The organism is Lactococcus sp. dk101 (assembly GCF_009601055.1).
GTDB lineage: Bacteria > Bacillota > Bacilli > Lactobacillales > Streptococcaceae > Lactococcus.
Map to the genome: position 1 here is coordinate 118,744 of NZ_WITI01000003.1, position 26,668 is coordinate 145,411.

General features: G+C 38.2%; 28 protein-coding genes and 1 pseudogene. 22 read left to right on the top strand and 7 right to left on the bottom strand.

The genetic code is table 11. The features are described 5' to 3' along the window. Positions 1-18: 18 nt before the first annotated feature. Together GHI45_RS04210 and GHI45_RS04215 are read right to left on the bottom strand one after the other, a co-directional pair. The gene (locus GHI45_RS04210) at positions 19-1,374 is read right to left on the bottom strand and encodes an MATE family efflux transporter (protein ID WP_147779574.1); all 1,356 of its coding nucleotides are present in this window, start codon (positions 1,372-1,374) and stop codon (positions 19-21) included. 183 nt (positions 1,375-1,557) lie between these two features. Further along, a complete protein-coding gene (locus GHI45_RS04215; RefSeq protein WP_147779575.1) occupies positions 1,558-1,755 on the bottom strand; it encodes a cold-shock protein in 198 nt (65 codons plus the stop codon). 121 nt (positions 1,756-1,876) lie between these two features. Here GHI45_RS04215 and GHI45_RS04220 point away from each other — a divergent pair, with 121 nt between their 5' ends. The 20 genes from GHI45_RS04220 to GHI45_RS04310 all read left to right on the top strand — a co-directional run bounded on the left by GHI45_RS04220 (position 1,877) and on the right by GHI45_RS04310 (position 20,131). Beyond that, the gene (locus tag GHI45_RS04220) at positions 1,877-2,419 is read left to right on the top strand and encodes a 5-formyltetrahydrofolate cyclo-ligase (RefSeq protein WP_147779576.1); all 543 of its coding nucleotides are present in this window, start codon (positions 1,877-1,879) and stop codon (positions 2,417-2,419) included. A 12-nt stretch (positions 2,420-2,431) separates the two neighbouring features. Continuing rightward, positions 2,432-3,151, top strand: a complete 720-nt coding sequence (locus tag GHI45_RS04225; RefSeq protein ID WP_147779577.1) for a rhomboid family intramembrane serine protease — start codon at positions 2,432-2,434, stop codon at positions 3,149-3,151. Positions 3,152-3,249: 98 nt separating this feature from the next. After that, positions 3,250-3,672: a DUF3284 domain-containing protein gene (locus GHI45_RS04230; protein ID WP_147779578.1), complete on the top strand. Its 423-nt coding sequence runs from the start codon at positions 3,250-3,252 to the stop codon at positions 3,670-3,672. 12 nt (positions 3,673-3,684) lie between these two features. Next, the gene (locus GHI45_RS04235) at positions 3,685-4,062 is read left to right on the top strand and encodes a VOC family protein (RefSeq protein ID WP_147779579.1); all 378 of its coding nucleotides are present in this window, start codon (positions 3,685-3,687) and stop codon (positions 4,060-4,062) included. 68 nt (positions 4,063-4,130) lie between these two features. Then, positions 4,131-5,135, top strand: coding sequence for an enhanced intracellular survival protein Eis (eis, locus tag GHI45_RS04240; RefSeq protein ID WP_147779580.1), 1,005 nt, complete (start codon positions 4,131-4,133; stop codon positions 5,133-5,135). A 172-nt stretch (positions 5,136-5,307) separates the two neighbouring features. Further along, positions 5,308-6,396, top strand: coding sequence for a DUF871 domain-containing protein (locus GHI45_RS04245; protein WP_147779581.1), 1,089 nt, complete (start codon positions 5,308-5,310; stop codon positions 6,394-6,396). Positions 6,397-6,636: 240 nt separating this feature from the next. Continuing rightward, the gene (locus GHI45_RS04250) at positions 6,637-8,142 is read left to right on the top strand and encodes a PTS sugar transporter subunit IIC (protein ID WP_147779582.1); all 1,506 of its coding nucleotides are present in this window, start codon (positions 6,637-6,639) and stop codon (positions 8,140-8,142) included. Positions 8,143-8,245: 103 nt separating this feature from the next. Continuing rightward, on the top strand, positions 8,246-8,440 hold the full coding sequence (locus tag GHI45_RS04255) for a hypothetical protein (RefSeq protein WP_147779583.1): 195 nt from the start codon (positions 8,246-8,248) through the stop codon (positions 8,438-8,440). 116 nt (positions 8,441-8,556) lie between these two features. Further along, entirely contained in the window at positions 8,557-8,766 is a 210-nt protein-coding gene (locus tag GHI45_RS04260) for a hypothetical protein (protein WP_147779584.1), read from the top strand. Positions 8,767-8,919: 153 nt separating this feature from the next. Continuing rightward, positions 8,920-10,356, top strand: a complete 1,437-nt coding sequence (locus GHI45_RS04265) for a glycoside hydrolase family 1 protein (RefSeq protein WP_147779585.1) — start codon at positions 8,920-8,922, stop codon at positions 10,354-10,356. Positions 10,357-10,655: 299 nt separating this feature from the next. Next, positions 10,656-11,852: an ABC transporter permease gene (locus GHI45_RS04270; RefSeq protein ID WP_147779586.1), complete on the top strand. Its 1,197-nt coding sequence runs from the start codon at positions 10,656-10,658 to the stop codon at positions 11,850-11,852. After that, positions 11,853-12,470 carry an AAA family ATPase gene (locus GHI45_RS04275; RefSeq protein WP_147779587.1) on the top strand — a complete coding sequence of 206 codons (618 nt, stop codon included), beginning with the start codon at positions 11,853-11,855 and terminating at the stop codon, positions 12,468-12,470. Between the two features lie 13 nt (positions 12,471-12,483). After that, on the top strand, positions 12,484-12,651 hold the full coding sequence (locus GHI45_RS11245) for a hypothetical protein (RefSeq protein WP_187230067.1): 168 nt from the start codon (positions 12,484-12,486) through the stop codon (positions 12,649-12,651). 133 nt (positions 12,652-12,784) lie between these two features. After that, entirely contained in the window at positions 12,785-13,237 is a 453-nt protein-coding gene (locus GHI45_RS04280) for a dUTP diphosphatase (RefSeq protein ID WP_147779588.1), read from the top strand. Between the two features lie 59 nt (positions 13,238-13,296). Further along, complete coding sequence (locus GHI45_RS04285) at positions 13,297-14,649, top strand: bifunctional UDP-sugar hydrolase/5'-nucleotidase (protein WP_147779589.1); 1,353 nt, start codon at positions 13,297-13,299, stop codon at positions 14,647-14,649. 102 nt (positions 14,650-14,751) lie between these two features. Then, on the top strand, positions 14,752-15,597 hold the full coding sequence (locus GHI45_RS04290; RefSeq protein WP_147779590.1) for a YutD-like domain-containing protein: 846 nt from the start codon (positions 14,752-14,754) through the stop codon (positions 15,595-15,597). A gap of 125 nt (positions 15,598-15,722) precedes the next feature. Then, positions 15,723-16,826, top strand: a complete 1,104-nt coding sequence (gene rlmN, locus GHI45_RS04295; RefSeq protein ID WP_147779591.1) for a 23S rRNA (adenine(2503)-C(2))-methyltransferase RlmN — start codon at positions 15,723-15,725, stop codon at positions 16,824-16,826. A 466-nt stretch (positions 16,827-17,292) separates the two neighbouring features. Continuing rightward, positions 17,293-17,904 (top strand): nitroreductase family protein, encoded by a 612-nt coding sequence (locus GHI45_RS04300; RefSeq protein ID WP_147779592.1) that lies wholly within the window; start codon positions 17,293-17,295, stop codon positions 17,902-17,904. Between the two features lie 280 nt (positions 17,905-18,184). After that, the gene (locus GHI45_RS04305) at positions 18,185-19,171 is read left to right on the top strand and encodes a polyprenyl synthetase family protein (RefSeq protein ID WP_147779593.1); all 987 of its coding nucleotides are present in this window, start codon (positions 18,185-18,187) and stop codon (positions 19,169-19,171) included. Positions 19,172-19,225: 54 nt separating this feature from the next. Continuing rightward, complete coding sequence (locus GHI45_RS04310) at positions 19,226-20,131, top strand: prenyltransferase (protein ID WP_147779594.1); 906 nt, start codon at positions 19,226-19,228, stop codon at positions 20,129-20,131. Positions 20,132-20,154: 23 nt separating this feature from the next. On the opposite strand, the gene GHI45_RS11250 is transcribed toward GHI45_RS04310, so the two are convergent. From GHI45_RS11250 to GHI45_RS04320, 3 genes are read right to left on the bottom strand one after another with little or no spacing between them, the layout of a single operon-like run. Beyond that, positions 20,155-20,331, bottom strand: a complete 177-nt coding sequence (locus GHI45_RS11250; RefSeq protein WP_187230068.1) for a hypothetical protein — start codon at positions 20,329-20,331, stop codon at positions 20,155-20,157. After that, positions 20,318-22,393 carry a ferrous iron transport protein B gene (gene feoB / locus GHI45_RS04315; protein ID WP_147779595.1) on the bottom strand — a complete coding sequence of 692 codons (2,076 nt, stop codon included), beginning with the start codon at positions 22,391-22,393 and terminating at the stop codon, positions 20,318-20,320. Before feoB ends, GHI45_RS11250 begins: the two co-directional genes overlap by 14 nt. 18 nt (positions 22,394-22,411) lie before the next feature. Beyond that, positions 22,412-22,873, bottom strand: coding sequence for a ferrous iron transport protein A (locus tag GHI45_RS04320; RefSeq protein WP_147779596.1), 462 nt, complete (start codon positions 22,871-22,873; stop codon positions 22,412-22,414). Positions 22,874-23,055: 182 nt separating this feature from the next. Between GHI45_RS04320 and GHI45_RS04325 the strand changes: the two are divergent. Together GHI45_RS04325 and GHI45_RS04330 are read left to right on the top strand one after the other, a co-directional pair. Continuing rightward, a pseudogene (locus GHI45_RS04325) lies at positions 23,056-23,773 on the top strand (Cof-type HAD-IIB family hydrolase). A 128-nt stretch (positions 23,774-23,901) separates the two neighbouring features. After that, the gene (locus GHI45_RS04330) at positions 23,902-24,525 is read left to right on the top strand and encodes a DUF4352 domain-containing protein (RefSeq protein WP_147779597.1); all 624 of its coding nucleotides are present in this window, start codon (positions 23,902-23,904) and stop codon (positions 24,523-24,525) included. A 34-nt stretch (positions 24,526-24,559) separates the two neighbouring features. On the opposite strand, the gene GHI45_RS04335 is transcribed toward GHI45_RS04330, so the two are convergent. Both GHI45_RS04335 and GHI45_RS04340 read right to left on the bottom strand, forming a co-directional pair. Further along, entirely contained in the window at positions 24,560-26,227 is a 1,668-nt protein-coding gene (locus GHI45_RS04335; RefSeq protein WP_147779598.1) for a DAK2 domain-containing protein, read from the bottom strand. After that, positions 26,228-26,590 (bottom strand): Asp23/Gls24 family envelope stress response protein, encoded by a 363-nt coding sequence (locus tag GHI45_RS04340; protein WP_187230069.1) that lies wholly within the window; start codon positions 26,588-26,590, stop codon positions 26,228-26,230. Between the last annotated feature and the right edge of the window lie 78 nt (positions 26,591-26,668).

Sequence of the window (26,668 nt, forward strand, 5' to 3'; positions counted from 1 at the left end):
AAAGGCCCTGGGCCTTTTTTATTTTACAGCAAGAAGTTCTAGGTCTCCTTTTTTCTTGAATTCTCGAACCATTTTTAAGGTTGTCGGAATGAGAATGGCGGTTGACCCAATCCAAGCAGCAGGATTGGAAGAAATAATCACCGTATAATTGAGCAAAAGAACACCGAAAATTGCAACGCCTGCACGCATGAATAATTCCATGAAGCCACAAATGGTTGGGATTTTCGCATTTCCCAGTCCCTGAATGGTTGAACGTGTCACAAACAAAATGGCAAGCAGCCAGTAGAAACTGCCGTTGACAACATAATAATGTCTTGCCATATCGATAACAGCCGTTTGACTTGGTGAAATGAAAGCTGTTGTGAAGTAGTAATTGAGCGAAATCAAGACAGCGGCAAACAGGATTGACCAGCCCACAGCAATCGCAAGTGAGCGAAGCAGACCTTGATTGATTCGTTTGTACTGCTGGGCGCCGTAGTTTTGGGCAGCGAAAGTCGCCATTGCAAGTCCCATTGAAATCATTGGAAGCATAGCAAATTGGTCGATTTTGCTGACGATTGCTTGAGTTGCTACCGCATTGGTTCCCATCTTATTGAGCGCAATTTGGAGCGTGATAGAACCGATAGCAATGATTGAGGACTGAAAGCCCATTGGCAATCCTAGACGGACGTGAGCATTGATTTCTTGCCGGCTCACTTTGAGCATTGAGCGGTCGATATGGAAATCTGGCACTTTCTTCTTGATATACCAAAAGAGGAACAAGACCGAGATGGCTTGTGCCAAAATAGTTGCGGCACTTGAACCAAACAAGCCCAGATGAAAGACTAAAATAGCAACATATTCCATGATAATATTGAGAATACTGGCAACAATCAAGGCGTAGAGTGGCGTTTTTGAGTTTCCTAAAGCCCGCAAGGCATTTGACAAATAGGCATATAAGTTTGAGGCAATCATTCCGCCCAGCATGACAGTTAAGAAGGTTTTAGAACCTTCAAAAATATCCGCGGGTGTTTGCATGATTTGAAGCAATTCTCCCACAAAAATGACCGAAATAACGCTCAAAACAATGGAAATGGCAATCGTAAAATAAAGTCCTGTGACAAAGGACTTCTTTACGCCTAATTTATCCTTTCCACCAAAACGTTGCGCCGTCAAAATGGTCAAACCACCCGTCATTCCTTGAGCAAATCCGACAATTAAAAAGTTAATGGATCCTGTTGCACCAACGGAAGCTAGCGCGTCCTTCCCCAACGTTTGCCCCACAATCAGCGTATCTGCTGTGTTGTAAAGCACCTGAAAAAAATTGCCCATCAAAAGTGGCAAGGTGAAAGCAATCAATCCTTTGAGGATATTGCCTTTGGTTAAATCTTTCATTTTTTCCCTAATAACATTCTAAAATTTGTTTAATTGCTTTCATTTTAGACTATTTTATACCTTTTGACAAGATAATTGTGCGGTTTTTGGCAATAAAAAAACTGTCAGAGCTGACATTTCGACTAATCGCTTTAGCGACCTATCGAGAATGTACAACTGAGTGACAGCTTCATGGAGTCATTATTATTTTGTAACGTTAACTGCTTGAGGACCACGTGGGCCTTCTTCAAGGTCAAAGTTTACTTTTTGTCCTTCATCAAGAGTTTTGAATCCGTCAGTGTTGATTGCTGAGAAGTGTACGAATACATCTTTTCCGTCTTCAGCTGTGATAAAACCAAAACCTTTAGTAGCGTTAAACCATTTAACAGTTCCTTGTGCCATTTTGAAATACTTCCTTAATATATATTTTTTTGTAAATTGTAAATCTTAATAAGGAGTGAACAAAATGTTACAGAACTAATCTTAAGACAAAAACTTACAGATTTATGATAACATAGTTATCATGGAAAGTAAAGCGGAAACAAGAAAAAATATTATAAATTTTCTGATTAAAATGTCAGAAAATGACAAAAGAATACAAACAACAAGCATTTTATCCAATCTTGTCAGCTCTGACAGCTGGAAAAAGGCCCGAGTTGTCGGACTTTATCTGCCAATGCCAATGGAATTTGATCTGACTCAACTTTTCAATATTGCAAAAAATGAAGGCAAACGTATTCTAATTCCGAAAACATTGCCCCAGCGTCAAATGATTTTTGCCGAGTATGACAAGTTGCATCTCAAAAAATCAAGTTTTGGTGTTTTGGAACCCGATGGATTGCCAGAAGAAATTCCCGATTTCATTTTGGTGCCAGGTGTTGCATGGAATTCACAAGGACATCGCATTGGCTTTGGAGGAGGCTATTACGATCGGTATTTGGCCAGTTTCAAAGGAAAGACGGCATCGGTTTATTATGATTTGCAATCAGTAGAGTTTGAAAGTGAAAGTCATGATATAATGGTAGAAGAACGTTTTACTTACACAAAAAATCAAGCAAAGACTTGAAATGGAGAACTCATGGATCATTTTGATTTAAAAAAAGATTTTTCAGAATTTAAAGCCACTTATGTCATCACAATCGTTACGATTTTGGTCTGGATTGGTCAACTTTTGGCATTTGGTAACCAAGCAACGACAGGGATTAACCTGCTCAATTCGGGCGCATTATGGGGACCAAACATTCTTGCTGATCCGACTCAACTATGGCGATTAGTGACGCCGATTTTCCTTCATATTGGCTGGACACATCTGTTATTTAATATGTTTACGCTCTTTTTTATCGGCAGACAGGTTGAAGCAGTATTTGGCTGGAAAAGTTTCACACTGATTTATTTCATTTCAGGAATTTTTGGAAATGCCATGAGTTTTCTCTTTTCACCACAAAGCTTGTCAGCGGGTGCTTCAGGTGCCATATTTGGACTTTTTGGTGCCGTCGTTGGTTTAGGCTATTTCACAGAAATGCCTGTTTTAAAACAAATCGGAAAGACCTTTGCTGTGCTGATTGTCATAAATCTTTTGCTCAATGTGTTTAATATTGGTGCGATTGGTTCACTTGGAAGCACGCAGGTCAACATCTGGGCCCATATCGGTGGCGCTATCGGCGGTCTCTTGCTCTCAGCTATCTTCCCACCTAAATCGCTCAAACGAGCAATTCCGGCACACTATAAAATCATTACAAGCATTGTTTTTGTCGGCCTACTCCTTGCTTTTATCATTTTGCCCTTTATGACCAATTAAAAAGAAATATATTTCCTATAAAAAAACGAAAAAACCTTGCAAACGTTTTCTGAACTTGCTAAAATAAATTAAAAGATTTAAATGAAAGTGTACAAAGAATGCAGATTAACAAAACAATTGACGTCCCACGCGAATTTATTTTTGAAAAAATTATTGAATCAAGCCTTTATGATATTCAGAAACAAACTGGAAAACGTCCAAAAGTGATGAATATGACAGGTTTTTCATACGTCAAAACATTTGGCAAGAATCAAAAAGGAACCATCAAATTTGACGAAGTAACTGGCCCATCAGTCTATGCTTTCACGACTTCCACACAACGTAATACTTTCCACACACGCTGGGAATTGCACAAGATTGATGACCGTTCAACAACGATTATTATTACAGAAGATCGCGTATCAAACGGCTTTATTCAAAAAATGAATGACATGGTTGTTGGTTTCGCATTGGGACGCTTCAAAAAACGCCAAATCATCGCAATTATTGATTCAATCCAAAAATCTTACATCGGGAAATAAGAGGACATCTGAATGAAAATTGATCACGTTGGTCTAATGGTTCACGACTTAGAAGGCATGCGTTCATTTTATGAAACGTATTTTAATGCGGTGGCTGGGGAAAAATATCATAATCCCAAAACGACCTTTCAATCTTACTTTCTGAGCTTTGCTGACGATACCCGATTGGAAATCGGTACAAAAGAAAGCCTGTCAGTACTGACAAAGGCCGATTTTGGCTATGCGCATTTAGCGATTGCTGTTGGAAGTAAAGAAACGGTTGATGCCATGGCTGCGCGTTTCACAAAAGACGGTTTTACGGTTAAATCTGGCCCTCGTGTGACAGGAGATGGTTACTATGAAGCAGTTGTTCTTGACCCTGAAAATAATGAAATCGAGATTACGATATGAAACAAACAAAAAACATTTCTCTCAAATGAAATGTTTTTTATTTACCAAAAATATGCTAGAATAAAAGCATGAATACGCATCAAAAACTAAATGAAGAACTTCTTGAACTGGCAAAATACGCCTTTCATAAACCTGTAACAGGTGGCGATGAAGCATTCTATGCGCTTCTTGATTTTGCGAAACCTTATTATGATAAAAATCAGCAACAACTGACATCGATGGTGATTGACATTCCTTTTGATATTCATTGGAAGGAGAACCGCTTAAAAATGGCAGGTATTGGCTACGTTGCGAGCTATCCCGAGTTTAGAGGCAATGGCGCTATCCGTCAACTGATGACAAAACTTTTGCACGATGAATATGAAAAAGGAACGGCCCTGAGTTATCTGGCACCCTTTTCTTATGAATTTTACGCCAAATTTGGTTATGCTTATAGTTTTAACCGCAAAAAATATGAAATTCCAGCTCTTCAATTTCCAAAAGGAAAGAAAACAAGCGGAAACATTAAGCGCGTCAGCCTAAAAGACGGGCAAACACAGATGCAAAAAATCCATGAACAAGCCTATAATCAAGGGAGCATAGCTCGAAATGAACAGATTTGGGACTATTATTTCAGCTTCAAATCAAAGCCAAACTTTGCGATTTATGAAGAAAATGATGAAAAAATGGGCTATCTGATTTATGAATTTGATGGTGCTGATTTTGTCATTCGTGAGCTGATTTGTTTGACGGCTTCGGCAAAAGATGCCCTTTATCGTTTCATCTACAGCCACGCCAGTTCATTTGATAAAATAATTTGGATTGCGCCAAGCCATGAAAAGCTGGAAGAAGATCTTGCTGAACCAAGTCAAGCAAATATTCAAATTCAGCCATATATGATGGCAAGAATTGTCAACCTGTCTGCCTTTTTAGAAGTCAATGGACAACCCAATTTTGCTGCACGCATTTGTGATGACCTCATTCAAGAAAACAACCAAACGGTCGGACAAGGAGAGCCAGTAGAAATGACTATCGGCGAATTTACCGCGCGTGTACTGAAAGAGCAGTCTGCTATTCTCAGAGAATACTTTTAATCAAGAAGAAACAAAGATGAAAAATGTTCCTAAATTTAGGAATATTTTTTTATTTCCAGAAATCGCTTGCATTTTAAAAATGAAAACCTTATCATAGAATAAGGCTTAAATTTGAGAAGGTCTAAAAATGGAAAGGAAAAAACAAGTTTAGCAATAAATTTGTTAGAGAAAAATGGGAAAATTAGGAATTTCAGTTTATCCAGAACGTTCAACTTTTGAAAAGGACAAAGCATATCTTGATTTAGCACATCAATATGGATTTAAACGGGTCTTTACTTCGCTTTTAGAAATCAAAGGAAACAAAGAGGAAGTCTTGTCAGGATTTAAAAAAGTTGTTGACTACGCCAACAGTTTAGATATGGAAGTCATGATTGACATCAATCCCGGACTTTTTGGACAATTAGAAATCAGCTATGATGACCTATCATTCTTCCACGAATTAGGTGCGGACGGTATTCGTCTTGATCTCGGATTTACAGGGGCAGAAGAAGCCCGAATGACTCGAAATCCATATGGACTCAAAGTTGAAATCAATATGAGTCAAGGAACAACTTATGTCGATAGTATCATGGATTATTCACCAGATACAGAAAAATTGCTAGGCAGTCATAATTTCTATCCTCATCGTTATTCTGGTTTGGATTACGAATTCTTCTTGGAGTGTACAGCAAAATTCAAAAAATACAACTTGAATACAATGGCTTTTGTTAATGCTCATGAAGCCACATTTGGCCCTTGGCCAACACAAGACGGCCTTTGCACGCTAGAAGATCACCGAGATTTAGATATTGCGACTCAAGTCAAGCATTACAAGATGATTGGTGGTATTGATGACATTACGATTGGTAATGCCTATGCGAGTGAAGCAGAATTGAAAGCAATGTCAGAAGCATTTCACGCGACAATGCCAGAAATCAAAGTGGTTCCACGTCCAACAATTTCAGAAGCGGAACGTAAATGTCTCTTTGAAGCAACGCATAGTTACCGTGGGGACCGCTCTGCTTATATTCTTCGTTCAACGATGACCCGTGTGATTTACAAAGATTTAGACTTCCCTGCTCATGATACAGACACGATTGAGGCAGGTGACATTGTGATTGACAACAATGGTTATGGTCAATATAAAGGCGAAACACAGATTGCGCTTAAAACAATGAAAAATGACGGGCGCGTGAATGTTGTTGGGCGTATTGCAGACGAAGAAGCCTTCCTGCTTGCATTCCTGAAGCCTTGGAGCAGTTTCAAAATGATCGAAAAATAAATAAAAAACAAGAAGCACTGTAAAAAGTACTTTTTGTTTTATTATCTGAAACATGTTTTTAAGATTCATTTATGTCTTGCTTTTTACTTTTGAAAGCATTATCATATAAATGTAAGCGATACAAAAAAGTTTGCTTAGAAAATTTAATAATATTTCCATTTTAATATTATTGAATTTTAAATTAATCACTTGTGTATGTGATTAGTATTTATTATTATATTTTTTTATAAGGAGGATTCCATGAACGGAATTACTGCGTGGATGGAGAAATATCTCGTCCCAGTTGCAGCGAAAATCGGGTCTCAAAAACACTTGGTTGCGTTGCGTGATGCCTTTATCGGTATGTTGCCAGCTACACTTGCTGGTGCGATGGCTGCCTTAATCTCAGCAATCGTTACAACATTCCCATCAGCTCTTCAACAAATGATTCAAGGACCAACAAAAGCAGCGGCTGCTGAAGCTGCTGGTACTGGTTGGACACTTGCAAACACACCTGTTTTCAAAGAGTTGAACAACATCTCAGGACTTGTTAACCAAGGTACTCTGACAGTTATCGGTCTTATCTTTGCCTTCTCTTGGGGTTACAACTTGGCTCGTGCTTACGGTGTCAATGACCTCGCTGGTGGTATCGTATCAACTGCCACTTTGATGATGGGATTGCCAAACCAATTTGCTCGTATTGCAACTTCACTTACTAACATCGGTGGAATGGACAAAACAACAGGTGTATCTAAAGCAAATGATGCTGTAAACACTGTTTTGTCAAATCAATTCATCGCAAGTTGGAAACCTGGATTTGCAGCAGGACAACTCGATGCTGGAGCATATTTCACAGTTATGATTATGGGTGCAGTTGCAGTCATCATCTATGCTAAATTGATGCTTGCTGACATCACAATTAAGATGCCAGAATCAGTTCCACCTGCAGTTGCTAAAGCTTTCTTGGCAATCATTCCTACAATCGCTTCACTTTACATTGTTGGTATTATCTACTACATTGTTAACACACTTTCAGGTGAATCACTTATCTTCTTGATTCAAAAATACTTGGCAGCACCATTCCAAGTGATGTCACAAAACATCTTCTCAGTATTGATTGCTACAGTCTTTGTATCTATCTTCTGGTTCTTTGGAATTCATGGTCCAAACGTATTGGCACCAGCACTCGATGGTATCTGGGGACCTCTTGGACTTGACAACATGAACTTGTGGAACAAAATCCACACTTCAGGAATTCAAGAATTGGTAGCAAAAGGCGCAACTTCTCGTGCACACGCCATTAACGGTGAATTCGTAAATATCTGGGTTCGTGGTTCTTGGGACGCATTTGCATGGTTCGGTGGTTCAGGTGGTACAATCACACTTGTCCTCGCAGTATTGATCTTCTCTAAACGTAAAGATTATAAGATTGTTGGTCGTCTTGGACTTGCACCAGGACTCTTCAACATCAATGAACCAGTTCTCTTTGGTATGCCAGTTGTCTTGAATGCAATCTTCTTCATTCCATTCCTTGTAGCTCCATTGGTAGCTGTTATCATTGCATATCTTGCAACAGCGCTTCAATTAGTTAACCCAGTCGTACTTCAAGTACCATGGGTAACACCTCCAATCATGAATGCCTTCATGGCGACAGGTTTTGACTGGCGTGCAATCGTCTTGTCAATCATTAACTTGGCTATTACATTCGTTATTTGGACTCCATTTGTTATCGCTGCTAACAAGATGGAAGAAACAGATTTTGACTGATTTTGATATAATGAAGACAAGGTTGGTTTCTCCACCTTGTTTTTATGTTTTATTTCAAAGATAGAAAGGGATAAATATTTTTTTATCTAACTGAGGTCACTAAATGAGTACATGGGGTGTTGCGTTCATCAGTTTGGGACTGCTCCTCCTTGCTTACAAAAACTGGTTCGGAATTTTGGTCATTGCATTGGGAATTGTCATGATGCTTGTGGCCAAGAAGAACAAGAAAAATGAGCAAGAAGCAGAACAAGAAAAAATTGATGCTGTAAAAAATCAAAAAATCAAATCTCGTAAATAGTTTCGTTTTTTGAAACAAAACGTTTACTTGAAAACGTTACAAAAATGATATAATAAAAAAGAAAAGTAATTGTCAGTACTGACAAAAAACTGAAATCGCGAAAGGAAATAAATATTATGCTTATCGTCAATCTTGCACAAAAACAAAAAGAAATCGTTGAACTTTTGGAAGCCAATGGCTACAAATTTGTTAAAAAACAAGCTTTGAAACACTATTTCGAAGTTCCAGAGGGCGCTGACATGAATGAAGAAGCGCAAAAAGTTAAAGCTTTGATCAAAGGAAGCGAATGGGGTCAAGTTCTATTCTTCAACGTTATCGTTGCCTAAAACAAAAGCCTGTCAGCACTGACAGGTTTTTTTATTTCGTTTATGATTTAAAAACATATTTCAAGGTATGTAACAGATAAGAGCGTTTCCATTTGATATAATAGAACTATACTAGTAAATGAAATATAAAATATAGAATGGTTCAGGAGAGTTATGGAACATAAACAATTAACATCATTTCCTAAAGATTTTCTTTGGGGATCTGCGTCAGCAGCTTATCAAATCGAAGGTGCTCCATTTGAAGATGGAAAAAAAGCGAGCGTTTGGGACAATTTTGTTCGTATTCCAGGAAAAACATTTAAGGGAACAAATGGCGATATTGCAGTAGATCACTATCATCGTTATAAAGAAGATGTTGCATTGATGAAAGAACTGGGACTTAAATCTTATCGCTTCTCAGTAGCTTGGACACGTATCTTGCCAGATGGCCGTGGAGAAGTCAACCAAGCAGGTTTGAAATTCTACGAAAACTTGATTGATGAATTGATTGCCAATGGAATTGAACCTATCGTGACGCTTTATCACTGGGATCTGCCACAAGCCTTGCAAGATTTGTATGGTGGCTGGGAATCTCGCGAAGTCATTGCGGATTTCGTGAACTACTCAGAAGTTTTATTCAATGCTTTCAAAGGCAAAGTAAAATATTGGGTTTCATTGAATGAACAAAATGTCTTTACTAATCAAGGTTGGGCAATCGCAACTCACCCACCTGGAAAGAAAAACATGAAGCTTTTCTATCAGGTCAATCACCATGCTAACCTTGCCAATGCAGCAGTAATCAACAAATTCCATGACATGAAAATGCCTGGACAAATTGGCCCAAGTTTTGCTTACACACCACAATATGCAAAAGACAGCGATCCAATGAACGTTCTTGCAGCAGAAAATGCAGAAGAAATGTATAGCCATTTCTGGATGGATGTTTACATGTATGGCGAATATCCAATCGCTGCAATGGCACTTCTTCGTGAACAGGGTCTTGCACCTGAATTTGCTGAAGGCGACGCTGAGCTTTTGAAATCAGCACACCCTGATTTCCTCGGAATCAACTATTACCAAACAGCAACAAATGCTTGGAATCCGATTGAGGGCGGTGTGGGTGCTGCTGGATTTAATACGACTGGTAAAAAAGGAACAACAAAAGAATCAGGTGTTCCTGGCTTGCATAAGAAAATCCAAAACCCATTTATCGAACGGACGAACTGGGATTGGGAAATCGACCCAGAAGGCTTACGTATTGCCCTTCGTCGTATCACTTCACGTTACCGTATTCCAGTTATGATTACAGAAAACGGCCTTGGCGAGTATGATAAATTGGAAGATGGAAAAATCCATGATGACTATCGTATTGCCTATCTTGAAAGTCACGTCAAAGCCATTAAAGAAGCAATGACAGATGGTGCAACAGTTATTGGTTATCATACTTGGTCATACACAGACCTATTGTCATGGCTCAATGGTTACCAAAAACGTTATGGTTTCGTCTATGTTGATCAAGATGAAACAATGGAAGGTAGCTTGAAGCGCATTCCAAAAGATTCATACTACTGGTACCAAAAATTGATTGCTACCAATGCTGAAGAACTATAAGCTGGGAATTTTTCTCAGAATAGCGGATTTAAATTTTACAAAAAAACGCCTTTGGGCGTTTTTTTTTATATCAAATTTAGGTGCTTGACATGAGAAATATAAAATAAGGTTTACTCCTCATTGAAAAAACGAAAGAAAAAGAATACAATGAATTTAATTAAGCAAGTGTTTGAATTGCTTCAATCTTATTAACAGAAGTAATGGAGAATGTTAATTGATATTGGTGCAGCGTGATGAAGTTCCGAGATTTCTCCACATTTAGTTATCAGAATATGACAAAATCTAGTCAGGAGAAGATTATGAAAATTTTTAAATTCGAATTAAAACGATTTATTTTAAATAAAAGAAACAGGTATTTACTAACACTTATTTCTGTTCTCGTTGTATTTTATGCCGCTTACTCGACTATTTCACTTCTTAATTTATTTAGTAGAAGTTATTTGACGGAGTTATCTCAAACGGCACAATCAAATGAAAAATCTCTCACGGATAGCATTAAAAGCTTTCAAGACTCTATACAAAGCTCAAAAAATCAATCAGAAATTTCTAACAATAATACTTCAATTTATTATATGAATAAACTAAAAATTTTGTATCATTCACAGGTTCAAGTATTAGAGACCAAAAATATCAATCGATATTATGACTTACAAAAGCAAATTGATATAATTACATTGAAGGAAAATCAAAATAGTATGCCGCAGTCGGGCCTAATTCAACAAAATTTTGAATTAAAGCAAGATATAAAATATATTCAGCTCGTTCAAAAACGACATTTAGACTTTGAAATCATGCCTTCGGTACAAGCACATGCTTTTGGAAACTTTCAGCAACAGTTTGTCCCAATCTTGTCAAGTGCATTATTTATCGTCCTTTTTGCTTCAATGGTATCAATCACGGTAGCAAGTGGCTATGAAGCAAATGAAAATAGATGGTATCGTTTTGCAGATATTGATTTAAAGAAAAATCTGATAGTCAAGGTCTTTGCAGGAACCGTCGCGACTTACGTATGGTTAGTAGTGGCAAGTATTGCTTATTTCATCGTGATTGCTACAGTTAATGGTGTAGGAAGTTGGAATTATCCAGCATATCTTGGAGATGTTAATGTTACAACTGGATTTATGTTGACGAACATTAGCATATCAAATGGAATTTTGGACATTGGTTGTGTTTTTTACCTGTTTTTTGTCTTACTATTTTTAGCATCACTAGGTGCTTTGATTTCTGTATTTGTTAAACGAAGTATGGTTGTTTTTGGTGTCATCTCACTTCTTGTTTTAGGATATTCAATGATTGAAAATATAAGTTGGCTTGTGCCTTTTCAGCCATATATTCCGATGAGCTACTTTTCTCCACTCAAACTTTTCGGAAATCCAACTAGTTTTGCAGGAAAATATTCCGTTTTAGTGGGAGTAGTGTATCTTACACTATTGAGTGTAATATTCATGCTTATTGCAGGTTTTGTTATAAAAAATCAGAGAATGAGGAAATTATAAATGGAACTTAAAATAGAAAATCTAAAGTTACCCGAAATTTCTGCTTTTGATTTTGAAATAATTGAGAATGGACTCTATGGAATAATTGGAAAAAACGGTATTGGTAAAAGTACGTTATTTTCTGTACTGTCCGATGAAGTTTCGATTTCACAAGGTAATATTAAAAAAGGTAGGGCCGCTTACTTAGCAGATATTGAAATTTTTGATAAAACACTTAAAATGGAAGATTATTTTAGTATTTTGAAGAAAAATGAGCGTGAAAATGCGGAGCAGTTATTAAAAAAATTTGAAGCAAATAAATTTGAAAAGAAAAAAATTGAAAAATTTTCTCTTGGCATGAAAGAACTTTTTGCAACAATCTTGTCCTTTTCGATTGATTGTGAGATTTTGATTATTGATGAACTTTTTAGCGGTCTTGATATTTCTAAAAAAGCAAAGGTTTACGAGGAAATTCAGAAAATTTCTAAAGAAAAAATTGTTCTTTTAACATCGCATAATTTAAAAGAAATTGAACATTTTTGTGATAAAACATATATACTAACAGAAAATGGTTTGAATTTAGTAACAGACTTTGATAAAGCCGCACGTGAAATTGGATATATGGATTTATTTTTTTAAAAAGGAGATATCGATGACAGTAATTACACCAGCACCCAAGCCAAGTAACGAATTTTTTAAGATAATCGCACAGGAGCAGGCTAGACTCAATCGTGAAGATAACAAAACTTTCGTTGATACAAATAAAGAATTTAAGCAACTAAAAGAGAAAAAGAACAAAGCAAGTGAACAAACTAAATGAAACGCCTTTGGGCAAGTCCGTTGGAACATAAAGTTTTGAAAGAAAAAGTAAATCAGTGATTTATAAATCAGCACCGAAAGGTGCTTTTTATATGGTATAATTAAACTAATTATTGAAAAGAAATGAGATAAAAATGAAATTACGTGGCTTTGAAATCGTATCAAAATATGCAGATGCAGGCTTAGAATTACCTTATCGTGCGACAGAACATGCTGCAGGTTATGACTTGGCAGCTAGCGAAAGCGTGAGTTTTGCTCCGAATGAAATTAAGTTGGTTTCAACAGGCTTAAAAGCTTACATGCAGGCGGGCGAAGTTTTGTATTTGTTTGATCGTTCATCAAATCCTCGCAAGAAAGGTCTGGTTTTAATCAACTCCGTTGGTGTCATTGATGGCGATTATTATGGAAATCCAGGAAATGAAGGCGAGATTTTTGCACAAATGATGAATATCACTGACCACGAGGTTGTGATTGAGGCTGGAGAACGTGTTGTTCAAGGCGTGTTCATGCCATTTTTAGTTGCTGATGGCGATGAAAATCGGCTCAAAGAAGTCCGTACTGGTGGTTTTGGATCTACTGGGAAATAATACAAAAAGTAGGCTGGTGGAATTGTGTGAAGCCTTGACAGGTGTGGTATAATGAAGCTATGAATAATCTGCGAATTTTGCACATCAATGATTTACACTCACATTTGGAAAATTTTCCAGTGATTGAGCGTTTTTTTGCTGATAAATCAGCTGAAATATCGCAATCTAACGATGTTTTTCGCTTTGATTTAGGCGATAATGTTGATCGTGCTCACCCTTTAACTGAAGCGACACATGGGCAATTCAATGTGTCTTTGATGAATCAGCTCTCTTTGACAGCTGCAACCATTGGCAATAATGAAGGCCTCGGCCTTACACATGACATGTTGAGTCATCTTTATGATGACGCTAATTTTCCTGTGCTTTTGTCCAATTTGAAGACGAATTTTGCCCATGAACCAATGGTTTTTACAACTTCCTTTGGACTACGAGTGGGGGTTCTTGGTCTCACAGCGCCTTATGCCTTGACCTATCCTTTGGCAGGATGGGAACTGTCGGATCCGTTTTCTGTTCTTGATGAGCTTTTGCCATTGGACTGTGATTTTATAATATTACTGTCACATCTGGGCAAAAATGTCGATGAGAAAATCGCTGAAAAATATGATATTGATTTGATTATTGGGGCACATACGCATCATTTATTTGAGCATGGGGCAAGAAGTCATGGTACTTTACTTGCTGCAGCAGGAAAATATGGTCAAAATGTTGGGCAGATTGATTTAGTCTTTAATGACGAAAAGCAACTGATTGATGCTCATATTGAGGCGCTTGCGACAAATACCCTACCCAAACATAAAACAGATGCGACACAAATCAATGGGTGGCGTGTGCAAGGTCGTCGCATGTTAGCAGGCGAAAAAATTGCAGATCTGGGGCGGAAAATTGAAAATCGCTTTCCGACTTTTGAAGCAAGTCACTTTGTGGCACAGTGTCTGCAAGAAGCCAGTCAAACGCAAGCTTGCGTTTTGAATTCTGGATCGATTGTTGGGGATGAATTACCTGCCGAAATCAGTTTGGATAGCCTCCATGAAATATTGCCACATTCGATGCGAATGATCCGATTTACTTTGTCAGGGCGTGACTTGAAGGAAGTATTAACGGAGATGATTGATGTTTCTGCTTATTTGACCACGCAGCAAATTCGTGGCATGGGCTTTCGTGGTAAATATTTCGGTCATCTGATTTTTCATCATTTGAAACTAGAAAATGGTGCGTTTTATTTGCAGGACGAAAAATCAAAGCAGTGGGCAGAAATTAAAGAAGATGATGAAGTAAAAGTGATGATGCCAGATCAGTATTTATTTACCTGGTATTTTCCACTCTTAAAGAAAGTAGCGAAGGCTGAGATTTTATTTCCGTACTTTTTACGTGAAGTAGTGGCCGATGCGCTAAAAAATGAGAAAGGACTTTGAGGCAGTATATTTACGCGTGCGATGGGGACTCATAGGAGTTACTACAGCAATCTGGTCAGCCGAGCTTGACAGATAAGGTAAATCTGCAAAAAGAAGAAGTAAATGCCAAAAGAGATAGATGAAACAAAGTTAAGTTACAACAAATATCCTGGAGAACACGTTGTGGAATTCGAAGGTGTTGTAACAATTGGTGGAGATAAAGTTTTTCACATTGTCCAAAATTTCCGTGAGGGGTTCAATGCTGAAAAATTGGAACAACGTTTTTCTGATGTTTTCGACAAATATGATTATATTGTAGGGGATTGGGGATTTGAACAACTTCGGTTGAAAGGATTTTTCTCAACCAGTCGTAAAAAAATGGATGCCGCATCAAAAATCGACCATCTGGAAGATTATTTGAATGAATTTTGTAATTTTGGTGCGCCGTACTTTGTTCTTCGTCGCATTCGTACAAAAGAAATGCGGAAGAAAGAGGCCTTCAAATCAGAACGTGCATTTGAAGATGGCGAACGTCAACCAAGACTTGATAAACCGCGCCGCCGTCGTAGTCGCAATCGAAATAAAAATCGTGAAACAGATAAAACTGAAAATGTGAACTACGAAATTCGCGAGAAAAAAGATACAAACGTCTCAAAAAATAAGCCAAATAAGCAAAATAGAACCTCGAATTCGCAGAAAAAAGGACAGGTTTTCCCTAAAGGGCCTAAAGCAGAAAAACAACCCGAAAAGAATGCGAACCGTAAGCCAAATAATAATGGCAAAGCACCGTTTAAACAAAAGCGGACAACGGATAAGGGGCTTGAAAAGACACATCAAAAAGCTGTCAGCACTGACAAAAACAAGCCAGCTAATAAACAAAAACAAACGAGACCAGACAAACAAGCAAAACAACAAACACAAACAAACAAGCCGCAAGGCTTTGTCATTCGTAAGCGCGACAATAATTAAGTCGCCAATTTCGCAGTACGAATGTTGACTTTTCATGATTGAACGACTACCTATTGGACAGAAACATGGAAAATTTTTGTTCCAATCAATTTGAAAAGAAGCAAAATAAATTTTAAGGAACGAAAATGACAACTCATACACAAACTGAATTAAGACCATCAATTTATGGCTTAACACAAGACAAACTCATCGAATGGGCGCTAGAAAATGGCGAGAAAAAATTCCGAGCTACACAAGTTTGGGATTGGCTTTATCGCAAACGCGTCCAATCATTTGAAGAAATGACCAATTTATCTAAAGATTTCATTGCTAAATTGAATGCGGATTTTATCATGAATCCGCTGGAACAAGTGGTGGTTCAAGAATCTGAAGACGGCACTGTTAAATATCTATTCATGTTGCCGGATCATATGATGATTGAGACCGTTTTGATGCGTCAGTCTTATGGACTGTCAGTATGTGTGACAACTCAAGTGGGTTGTAATATGGGCTGTACATTTTGTGCCTCTGGGATATTGAAAAAAGAGCGTGACGTAACTGCTGGAGAAATTGTATCGCAGATAATGCTCGTTCAGAAATATTTTGACGAACGTGGACTTGATGAACGTGTTTCTCACGTGGTTGTGATGGGAATTGGGGAACCATTTGATAATTATAAAAATCTGATGGATTTCTTGCACGTCATCAATGATGACAACGGTTTGGCGATTGGTGCTAGACACATCACAGTGTCAACATGTGGCTTTATGCCACCAAAAATCCGTGAATTTGCACACGAAAATTTGCAAATCAATCTTGCCATTAGCTTGCATGCACCAAATGACACTTTGCGTACCAGCCTGATGCGAATCAACAGAAGCCAACCGATAGCAAAACTATTTGACGCCATTGATTATTATACCGAGACGACAAATCGTCGTGTGACATATGAATACATCATGTTATCAGGTGTCAATGATACACCAGAAGTTGCACAAGAGTTGGCAGATTTGATTAAGCCAAGAAACAAGTTATCTTATGTCAATCTCATTCCTTACAATCCAGTTGCTGAACACATCAAATATGAACGTTCAACAAAGGAAGCAGTTGAGAAATTTTATGATGTTTTAAAGAAAAATGGCATCAACTGCGTTGTTCGTCAAGAACATGGAACGGATATTGACGCGGCTTGTGGTCAGTTACGTTCAAAACAAATCAAAAAAGAAAAAGCTGAACAAGTTAAAATTTAATCCCTTAAAAGTTATCTTTGGATAACTTTTTTTGCTAGAAAAATTGAATAAAAAAGCCTTTGTCAGTGCTGACAGACCAAATCCTGATGTTTGACCATTTTTTTAAGTTGATACTAGTTAACCTCTAAACGACTTTTCAGTCGTTTAGTAGATTGCTACGCTGTCCATTGGATGTAAATCGCTGAAGCGATAAAGCCAAATGGCAACTGCAAATATACTGCCTTGCGCTGGCCTTTTGCTCTTGTTGCTTTAGCAACTAAGCAAACCGACAAATGTTTTGTGCGTAAGACGCAAACTTTGCGACTGCGACTAACGAACTTGTTCGTGTAGCGAGCATCGACAGCGAAGCAACTTCTATGCTTTTTAGAAGTTAAACAGTATGAGATGTCAGAAAACTTTCTTAATTTGACACATTTATGGTAAAATAGGAGCAATAAGAACAATAGAGATAAGAGGGATTTAGATTATGGATTTTGTAAAATTGAACAAGTCGCGGCATGCAACAAAACATTTTGACGGAACAAAAATTCCAACAGTTGATGTAAAACAGATTATTTCTGCTGCAAGTTTGGCACCATCTGCACACAATATCCAATCTTGGCATTTCGTTATTGTTGAAAGTGATGAAAAACGTGAAGCCTTGCTTGCTGAAATGAAGCCAAGCAATGCCGAACAGGTCAAAGAAGCAGGGGCAGTGATTGTCTTATTTAGTGATACTGACTTGGTTGAACGTTCAAGAGAAATCGCGCGCTATGGGGCAGACGAATTAAACGATGAACAACTGAGCCGCTTTAACAGCCGTTATCCTCAAATGTATGAGTCTTACGATGAGTTTTATGAAAGCGACTATTTGTCAATCAATGCAGGTCTAGTGACAATGAATTTGGTTTATGCCATTAAAAATCGTGGCTACGACTCAAATATTATTTTAGGATTTAATCGGACACCAAAAATCAATGAAATCCTGGATATTGAACGTCGTTACCGTCCAGAAATGATTATTCCACTCGGAAATGCAGCTGTCAAAGGCATGCCAAGTTACCGTTTGCCACAAGAAAAAATTATTGAAATCCGTTAAAAAGTTTGTCAGTTCTGACAAACTTTTATTCATCTAATCAAAGGTCTTGTGTAATTTTATGACGAATATATATAAACTTTTACAAAGCAGAAAAGGATAATTTTTGCTAAAATAGTAATTAGTGCTAAGCATGCTAGAACCACTGAAAGTCCTGTTTTTCGGCTGGTTCTGAAAAGACTGCTTTTGAAGTTTAAGGCTCAAAAGGCGACTGTCTAACAGTTGCAACCAGTTGAAAGTGCAATTTTTCACTTGGTTCAGCATACGAGAGGATAAATATTTAATGCTCACTTTTTGGCAAGACTACCCAGAAATACAAAACAAATTGATCGCTGTGCAAGAATTGATGGCAGAGCGGTTAAAAATCAACAATTCAGATCTCAAATTGGCCCTTCAAAAGATGACATCACAAGGCGGAAAAATGGTGCGACCAGCCTTATTTTTCTTATTTGCAGGTTTAAATTCGGACGAAAAAGATGAAAAAGAACAAGAAAAGCTATTGAAAATAGCAGCTTCATTGGAGTTGCTTCATTCGGCAACCCTTATTCATGATGACATTATTGATGACTCACCTGTTCGGCGGGGACTGCCGTCAGTAGAAGCACAATTTGGGAAAGATGTTGCTGTTTATACGGGAGACTTTATCTATACCATCTTTTTTGAGCTGCTTATTGAAACCATGATTGATACACCATTTTTAGCTAAAAATGCAAAATCAATGAAGAAAATTTTGCAAGGTGAATTAACACAAATGCAATCGACATTTGACAGCCAAATTTCGATTTATAAATATTTGAAAGCTGTCAGCGGAAAAACAGCAGAACTGCTTAGTTTGAGTTGCTTGGAAGGTGCTTATTTTTCAGGTGCGGACAAAGCTGTTCAACGTTCAGCAGGTAAAATCGGCCGTGCCATTGGCCTTGCCTTCCAGATTTATGACGACATTCTCAACTTTACTGTTGGTTTGGAAGAAGAAAACAAGCCCATTTTGACAGATGTTCGTTTAGGAATTTTCACACTTCCTTTGCTAATTGCACGCGAAAATGAACCTGAAAAAATCTTGCCTTATATGGAAACACCAGAAAAATTAACCCGTCAAGAATGTCTTGAACTGGCAGATTTAGTAGCCGAAGCTGGTGGCATGACAGGTGCTTTATTTGTGGCAAATGCCTTAACTGAAAAGGCACTTGAAGAAATTGAAAAACTGCCGAAAAGTAGAAATCAAGAGATTTTAAAAGAAGCAACACACTTGCTTCTCCAACGAAATTACTAAAATGAGCATTGACTCATTTTTCTTATATCCCATCTCATTAGAAGAGGAAATAAAATGAATTTTAAGGTATTTGCGGAATTGATTGAGTTAAAAGCTAAAACAGCCAGTGTTTTTCCCTTTTTATTGGGGCTGTCTTATTCGCTTTATCATACGCAAGGCAGTCATTATGTCGCTCTATTTTTGTATTTTATTGCCATGTTTTTGTTTAATTGTTTCGTTGATATTTGGGATAATTACAATGATTATCACAACGCAGTTGATACAGACGATTACCAAAAAAAGACCAATATTATCGGGCGTGAGCAACTGAGTTTGGGCTTGATTAAACGGCTCTTGGCTTTCTTTTTCTTCTCATCAATGTTGATTGGGCTATGGGTTGCCTATTTAACCGGCTGGCAAGTTTTTGCGCTTGGCTTAATCTGTTATGCGGTTGGCATTTTTTATGCCGGAGGGCCTAAACCACTATCAAGTTTACCAATTGGTGAGCCTTTGAGTGGCTTGACGATGGGCTATTTGATTTTCTTGATTGTTGTCTTTATCAGCAGTGGGAGTGCATTCGTCTGGAATTGGGCAACGATTGGTTCTACATTTTTGGTAGCTTTGCCAAGTGTCCTTTTGATTTCAAATTTGATGTTGGCAAATAATACCTGTGACCTCGAAGAAGATGAGTCAAATGAACGCTACACGATTGTTCATTATATTGGAAAAAAAGCTGCTTTAAAATGGTGGAACATGGCAATAGTTGCAAGCTATCTTGCAATCGTTTTGGCCGTACTTTTACAATTAATTTCGCCAGTCATGCTTTTAATGCTCTTGACAATACCTTTGATTTTGAAATTTGCCAAAGCCTATCAAACGCAACAAGTTAAAAGTAAAACTTTTATCTGTTCTGTTAAAATTCTAATGGTATTCTCACTTTTTCAAGCAGTCTTGATGTATGTGGGATTGATAATAAAATAAAAAAAGTGCGTAAAAGCACTTTTTTATTTGCAACAATCGCAGGAATCATCCTTTGGCTCCGTTAGTGGAACAGCAGATTTGACTGGGCAAGTGTTGCTGCTGCAATCTTCACAAGCACCTTTGCTCCGAGCAACTTTTCGAATGGTAAAGCCAGTTGCAATCAAAATGAGTGCAAGTAAGATGAAACTAGGCAAGTTCATAGGTATTTTCCTTTCCTTTTCTAAAGATGAAATAAAGTCCAATAAACAGTACAATCAATGCAAGAAATGTCACAAATGTGAGATTTCCTGTTTGAATGGCAAGACCAAGTTGATAAATGATAAAACTCATGGTGTAAGCAACGAGTGTTTGGAAGCCGACTGCACGAACAGTCCATTTGACATCACCCATTTCCTTATAAATCGTTGAAATTGCAGCGACACAAGGGGCACACAAGAGATTAAAGACCAGCAATGAATAGGCTGAAAGTGGCGTATAAGACTCGCGGAGGACTTGCCAGAGTTGCGTTGAGCTGTTGGTATCTTGAGCGTAGAGAACGCCCATTGTACCAACGATGGTTTCTTTTGCTAAGAGTCCAGTCAATGTTGCAACGGCAGCACGCCATTCACCAAAACCAAGCGGTGCAAAGAACAATGCAATGGCACGACCGAAATCAGCCAAAATGGATTGGTCAGCGCTGACAGCTTGGAAAGTCCAGCTATAATTAGAAGTGAACCAGATAAAGACATTGGTTGCAAAAATCAAAGTTCCCGCACGTTTGATGAAATGATACGCATGCGTGAGTGCGTACTTGAAAACGGTCTTGACCTGTGGGAAATGATAACTGGGAAGCTCCATGATGAAAGCTGAAACATCGCCTGCAAACATTTTAGTTTTCTTCAAGATGATACCAGACAGAATAATCATACCCATGCCCAAAAAATAAGCACTCGGTGCGACCCAACTGGCCTGTCTAAAGAAAGCACCAGAAATCAAGGCTATGATTGGCAATTTAGCCGAACAAGGCATGAAGGTTGTGACCATGATCGTAATTTTACGGTCACGTTCTTGTTCAATCGTTCGGGTTGCCATAATTCCAGGTACGCCACAGCCAGAAGAAATCAGCATGGGGATAAAGGATTTGCCAGATAGACCAAATTTTCGAAAAATACGATCCATGATGAAGGCAACACGTGCCATATAGCCTGAATCCTCAAGAATGCCAAGCAAGAAAAAGAGAACAAAAATTTGAGGAATGAAGCCCAAAATGGCACCAATACCGGCAATAATTCCGTTAAGTACTAAATCTTGCAACCAAGGAACAATGCTTAGCCAATCCATTGTTTTCTGAGCAATATCAGGTATCCATTGACCAAACAGAACATCATTGATCCAGTCAGTTGCTGCAGTACCAACGGTTTGAATGGATAAATAATAAACCAGCCACATAATCAATATGAAAATTGGCAAGCCAAGCCAACGGTTGGTAACAATGCGGTCAATTTTATCTGTCAATTTAGCGGATTTTTCATCGCCATCTATGACACACAGCCGAACGATTTGGCTAATTAAATCATAACGTTCGTTGACAATAATGGATTCACGGTCATCAGCGAAAATCCGTTCGGAAATTTTGACGACATCGTTAATTTCTGAAAGCTGCGCTTCTGTCAGTGCTGACAGCGCCAATTTGTCCGCTTCGAAGCACTTGATTTGCTCAAATCGACTGGAAGAAGCAATGATTTTTCCAATTTCAGATAAGGCACCCTCAAGCCGATGATCATAGTCTATCGGCTGAATTTGAGGCGACTTTTTAGCAATTGAAATCAAGTCATCAAGTCCACGATTTTTTGTAGCGGAAGTCTTGACAATCGGAATGCCGAGACGGTAGCTCAATTTTTCGACGTCAATAATCCGTCCATTTTTTTCCAGCAAGTCACTCATGTTGAGTGCTAAAACCATTGGAATATTGAACTCCATCAGCTGCAAGGTCAGATAAAGCGAACGCTCAAGATTAGTACTGTCAATGATATTGATCAAGGTATCTGGTGGCGTGTGGGTCAGATAGTCACGTGTTACCTGCTCTTCGAGTGAGTAAGGCGAGAGAGAATAAAGTCCCGGCAAGTCTTGAATTGTAATGGACTTGTCTTTTTTATAGTGACCTGATTTTCGCTCAACGGTGACACCAGGCCAGTTTCCCACCTGTTGATTACTTCCTGTAATAATGTTAAAGATACTGGTTTTCCCACTGTTTGGGTTTCCAAGTAATGCAATAATTGTCATTTTTTTACCATCAATTTATTAGTTATTTTCAACAACGACTTTGATTTTTTCGGCATCAATTTTGCGCAAGGAAAGGGCATAACCGCGCAAATGCAATTCCATTGGATCGCCAAGCGGTGCCAATTTTTGCACATAAACACTGGTTCCACGCGTAATTCCCATGTCCATCAAACGACGTTTTAATTCGCCAGCGGCATCAATCAAGCGAACAATGCCCGTTTGACCAACTGACAAATGCGAAAGCCCAACAATTTCTTCTTCCGTCCGTTCATTTTTGACGAAAATCTGGCGAAGATAGTTGGAACTTAGAGCAATTCGGCTATTGTCAACTCTGACAATCGCATTTTCGCCACTGAATGCAACCAAACTAATGGTCTTATCTTTGGAAAATCCCAATTCACGTAGTTTCGCCTGATCTTTGCCAAGAATACGGTCGAGGTAATAAACTTGCCCCACATGTGTCGTATCAAGTGTTTGCATCTTTTTTTCCTAACGTGTCAAATGTATTTTACAATGATTATAGCACAATTAAATTTAAATAGCCTAAAAAAACTGGAAATTTAAATCAGCGCTACAAATGAGTCATTTGTTTTACGAAATAAAACGCTTACTTTAATTCTTTTCATGCTATAATTAAATTGAAAAAAGAAAAAGGAGACGCAATGATTAAACTAATTTTGACCGACTTAGACGGCACATTTCTCAATTCAAAGGGTAGTTTTAATCAGCCCAGATTTACAAAAGTTTTGTCAGCACTGACAGAAAAAAAGATTGCTTTTGCTGCTGTTACAGGGAAACAGACCGAGCGTGTGGAAGAATTATTTGGTGATTTGGCAAGCGAGATTTGGATTTTGGGAGACTCAGCGAGTCGGATTAAGCATGACGGACATTTTGTTTTTGAGTCACTTATCCCTAATCAAACAGGGCTTGATATGATTAAGAAGCTCGAAAAGACTCAAGCAGATCAGACGATCATATGCGAAGATGCGTGTGGTCAGAGATTTTTCAGAAATCGAAGAAGATTTTGTGAAAATAACAGTCTTTGACCGTAAAGAACGGTGTTTCGAGACCTTTGAAAAAATTAAATCTGAGCAAGAAAATTTTTATGTTGTGGCAAGTGAGAAAGCTTGGATTGACATTACTTCAAAAGGCGTTCACAAAGGGACAACTGTCAATAAATTGCAGTCCATTTTGTCTGTCACAGCTGACGAAACGATGGCATTTGGTGACGGTTATAACGATTTTGAACTGCTGGAACAAGCGAAAGAAAGCTATGCGATGGCAAATGCTTTTGCGGAAGTCCAAGAAAAAGCAAAACACCTTGCCCCAAAAAATGATGACGAAGGTGTGTTGCAAGTGATTGAAAGTGTTGTTTTGTGAGAATTAACAAAATTTAAGAATTCTAATTTTAGAGTTCTTTTATTTTTTCAAGAAAATAATCCGTATTCCAAAGATTGCGCAATAGCAAAAAATATGTTAAAATTCAATAAAAAATAAGGAGTTTCGACATGAATAAAAAATTAAGATTTGGCATAGTTCTCTTTTCGCTCATTTTATTGATATTGATTGCATATGCAGTCGCAAGCTCCTCAAATGCCAGCCAATCCAGTAAATCTAGCTCATCCAGTAGTTCGATTTCCTCTAGTTCTTCGAGCAAAAGCGGTAGCTTGAGTAGCTCCAAAAGTTCAAGCACTTCCAACTCCAAAGCAACGGTTGTCAGCTCTGACGGTGCCTTTACTATCGATAATAGTGTGGGGATTACTGAAAATGTCGGTAACAGTGTTTCAATCGATGGCCTTTTACTAGAGGTCAGCAAGGTTACATTTAAAGCCAGTCCGACAAAAGCAGGTAAAAATGACGTCATTGTCTATATCAGCATGACCAATAAAAATGTAACGCCAATGTCTTACAGCTCAAGTGATTTTGTGCTTAACGAAAATGGTAAAAAATCACAATTAACACTAAAAATTGCTGGACTATCCGAAGCCTATTTGACCAGCGGTAGCCTAGGCAAAGGCAAATCTGTCAAGGGCGTTCTCGTGGGTCGAGCAGATAAAAAGAGTAAAGTGACTCTGGATTATCTTGGCTTTAATCAAGGGCAATCCGTCAAGCTGACAGTCGTTCTCAACTAAACAAAAAAACTCCGAATTCGGAGTTTTTATTTTATTATTCAACAGAGAAGAGGTAAGGATAAACAGGTTGTTTTCCTTCGAAAACTTCAACTTCAACGTGTGGATATTTCTTTTCAACAACACGTGCTACTTTTTCAGCAAATGATTTTTTACCTTCGCTACCAACATAAATGGTTGCGATTTCGCTGTCTTCATCAATCATCTTATCGAAAACAGCCATCATTGCGTCGCCTTGACGTTTCATTGAAACAACGATTTTGTTATTCATCATGCCAAGTGTGTCTTTTTTGTGGATTTCAACACCATCAACATTTGTATCGCGAATGGCATTTGTCACTGAACCAGATTTAACTTCAGCCAAAGCAGCAGTCATGCTGGCTTTGTTTTCTTCAAGTGAATGTGTAGGGTCAAATGAAAGCAGTGATGTAAATCCTTGAGGAATTGTTGCAGTTTCAATCACTTCAACAGGAACTTCAGCAACTTCAGCGGCAGATTTTGCAGCCATGAAGATGTTTTTATTGTTTGGAAGAATAATGACTTTTTCAGCATTTACAGCTTCAATCGCTTTAACGATATCTTCAGTTGAAGGGTTCATCGTTTGTCCACCAGAAACAATATAGTTAACGCCCATTTCTTCGAAAATCTTAGCAAGTCCATCACCAGCAGTAATGGCAATCAAGCCCCAATCTTTCTTAGAAGCAGAAGTTGAAATGTTTGATTTGGCTTCTTTTTCTTTAACACCTTCATTTTGAAGACGCATATTGTCAACTTTAACCTTAATCAAGCGACCAAATTTGAGTCCTTCTTGAATGACAAGACCTGGATCTTCAGTATGGACGTGAAGTTTGATGATTTCGTCATCGTCAACGAGAACAGTTGAATTTCCGAGCCCTTCAAGAAAGACTTGGAAGTTATCGTGGCTGTATTCTGTTGCAACAGAAGGGCCTTTACCGATTTCAACCATAATTTCAGTACAGTAACCGTATTTGATGTCAGCAGTAGAAGCTGAACCAACACCAGCACTTTCGTGTTCAACGTTAACCATACGATCCATTGCACCAAGTTCAGCAACTGGAGTTTCAGGTACGAATTCGCCGTTGAGCGCCATCATGAAACCTTCATAGATATAAACGAGACCTTGTCCACCTGAGTCAACAACGCCGACTTCTTTGAGGACAGGAAGCATTTCAGGAGTCATCGCGAGGGCTTTCTTAGCACCATCAAGTGCAGCAGCCATGATTTCGACAACATCATCAGTTTCGTCAGTTTTACGGCTTGCCATTTCAGCAGCACCACGAGAAACGGTAAGGATTGTTCCTTCAACAGGTTTCATTACAGCTTTGTATGCAACTTCAACACCTGATTGAAGGGCAGCAGCAAAATGAATTCCGTCAAGTTCTTCATAATCTTTTGCATAATTGCTGAAACCACGGAAAATTTGTGATGTGATAACACCTGAGTTTCCGCGAGCGCCCATGAGCAAGCCTTTTGACAGGATTTGAGCAACTTCACCAACGGTATTTGCTGGACGTTCGGCAACTTCTTTAGCACCGTTCGTGATTGTCATGCCCATGTTTGTTCCTGTATCACCATCTGGGACAGGGAACACGTTGAGCGAATTAACATATTCAGCTTGTTCGTTCAAACGACTTGCAGCCGCTTGAACCATTTCTTTAAATTTACTTGCGTCTACATTAGCCACTTAGTCTTCAACCACCTTTACATTTTGTACGTAAACATTGATTTTCGCAACTGAAATACCAAGTTGGTTTTCCAAATTGAAACGAACACGTTCTTGAATGTTTTTTGCAACTTCACTTATTTTAACACCGAAAGAAACCACAACATAAACATCAATCGCAATTTCGTTGTCGCTGTTTGTAACAACAACACCTTTAGAATAGTTTTCTTGACGTAAAATGCTGCGGAAGTTGTCTTTGACTGCAGCTTTACTTGTCATGCCAACGACGCCGAAAATTTCAGTCGTGCTTGCACCAACAACAGTCGCGATGACTTCAGTCGCGATGTCGACATTGCCATTTGAATTGTTAATAGTAACACTCATTTTCATATATGTGCCGTTCGTTTTTTGTCAAAACGACACTTTCCTCCATATTATTTATAATATCATCACTTATTTTAT

Coding starts and splice junctions, on each gene's coding strand:
- GHI45_RS04210 (WP_147779574.1), bottom strand. CDS start 1,374: ATGAAAGATTTAACCAAAGGCAATATCCTCAAAGGATTGATTGCTTTC.
- GHI45_RS04215 (WP_147779575.1), bottom strand. CDS start 1,755: ATGGCACAAGGAACTGTTAAATGGTTTAACGCTACTAAAGGTTTTGGT.
- GHI45_RS04220 (WP_147779576.1), top strand. CDS start 1,877: ATGGAAAGTAAAGCGGAAACAAGAAAAAATATTATAAATTTTCTGATT.
- GHI45_RS04225 (WP_147779577.1), top strand. CDS start 2,432: ATGGATCATTTTGATTTAAAAAAAGATTTTTCAGAATTTAAAGCCACT.
- GHI45_RS04230 (WP_147779578.1), top strand. CDS start 3,250: ATGCAGATTAACAAAACAATTGACGTCCCACGCGAATTTATTTTTGAA.
- GHI45_RS04235 (WP_147779579.1), top strand. CDS start 3,685: ATGAAAATTGATCACGTTGGTCTAATGGTTCACGACTTAGAAGGCATG.
- eis (WP_147779580.1), top strand. CDS start 4,131: ATGAATACGCATCAAAAACTAAATGAAGAACTTCTTGAACTGGCAAAA.
- GHI45_RS04245 (WP_147779581.1), top strand. CDS start 5,308: ATGGGAAAATTAGGAATTTCAGTTTATCCAGAACGTTCAACTTTTGAA.
- GHI45_RS04250 (WP_147779582.1), top strand. CDS start 6,637: ATGAACGGAATTACTGCGTGGATGGAGAAATATCTCGTCCCAGTTGCA.
- GHI45_RS04255 (WP_147779583.1), top strand. CDS start 8,246: ATGAGTACATGGGGTGTTGCGTTCATCAGTTTGGGACTGCTCCTCCTT.
- GHI45_RS04260 (WP_147779584.1), top strand. CDS start 8,557: ATGCTTATCGTCAATCTTGCACAAAAACAAAAAGAAATCGTTGAACTT.
- GHI45_RS04265 (WP_147779585.1), top strand. CDS start 8,920: ATGGAACATAAACAATTAACATCATTTCCTAAAGATTTTCTTTGGGGA.
- GHI45_RS04270 (WP_147779586.1), top strand. CDS start 10,656: ATGAAAATTTTTAAATTCGAATTAAAACGATTTATTTTAAATAAAAGA.
- GHI45_RS04275 (WP_147779587.1), top strand. CDS start 11,853: ATGGAACTTAAAATAGAAAATCTAAAGTTACCCGAAATTTCTGCTTTT.
- GHI45_RS11245 (WP_187230067.1), top strand. CDS start 12,484: ATGACAGTAATTACACCAGCACCCAAGCCAAGTAACGAATTTTTTAAG.
- GHI45_RS04280 (WP_147779588.1), top strand. CDS start 12,785: ATGAAATTACGTGGCTTTGAAATCGTATCAAAATATGCAGATGCAGGC.
- GHI45_RS04285 (WP_147779589.1), top strand. CDS start 13,297: ATGAATAATCTGCGAATTTTGCACATCAATGATTTACACTCACATTTG.
- GHI45_RS04290 (WP_147779590.1), top strand. CDS start 14,752: ATGCCAAAAGAGATAGATGAAACAAAGTTAAGTTACAACAAATATCCT.
- rlmN (WP_147779591.1), top strand. CDS start 15,723: ATGACAACTCATACACAAACTGAATTAAGACCATCAATTTATGGCTTA.
- GHI45_RS04300 (WP_147779592.1), top strand. CDS start 17,293: ATGGATTTTGTAAAATTGAACAAGTCGCGGCATGCAACAAAACATTTT.
- GHI45_RS04305 (WP_147779593.1), top strand. CDS start 18,185: ATGCTCACTTTTTGGCAAGACTACCCAGAAATACAAAACAAATTGATC.
- GHI45_RS04310 (WP_147779594.1), top strand. CDS start 19,226: ATGAATTTTAAGGTATTTGCGGAATTGATTGAGTTAAAAGCTAAAACA.
- GHI45_RS11250 (WP_187230068.1), bottom strand. CDS start 20,331: ATGAACTTGCCTAGTTTCATCTTACTTGCACTCATTTTGATTGCAACT.
- feoB (WP_147779595.1), bottom strand. CDS start 22,393: ATGACAATTATTGCATTACTTGGAAACCCAAACAGTGGGAAAACCAGT.
- GHI45_RS04320 (WP_147779596.1), bottom strand. CDS start 22,873: ATGCAAACACTTGATACGACACATGTGGGGCAAGTTTATTACCTCGAC.
- GHI45_RS04330 (WP_147779597.1), top strand. CDS start 23,902: ATGAATAAAAAATTAAGATTTGGCATAGTTCTCTTTTCGCTCATTTTA.
- GHI45_RS04340 (WP_187230069.1), bottom strand. CDS start 26,590: ATGAGTGTTACTATTAACAATTCAAATGGCAATGTCGACATCGCGACT.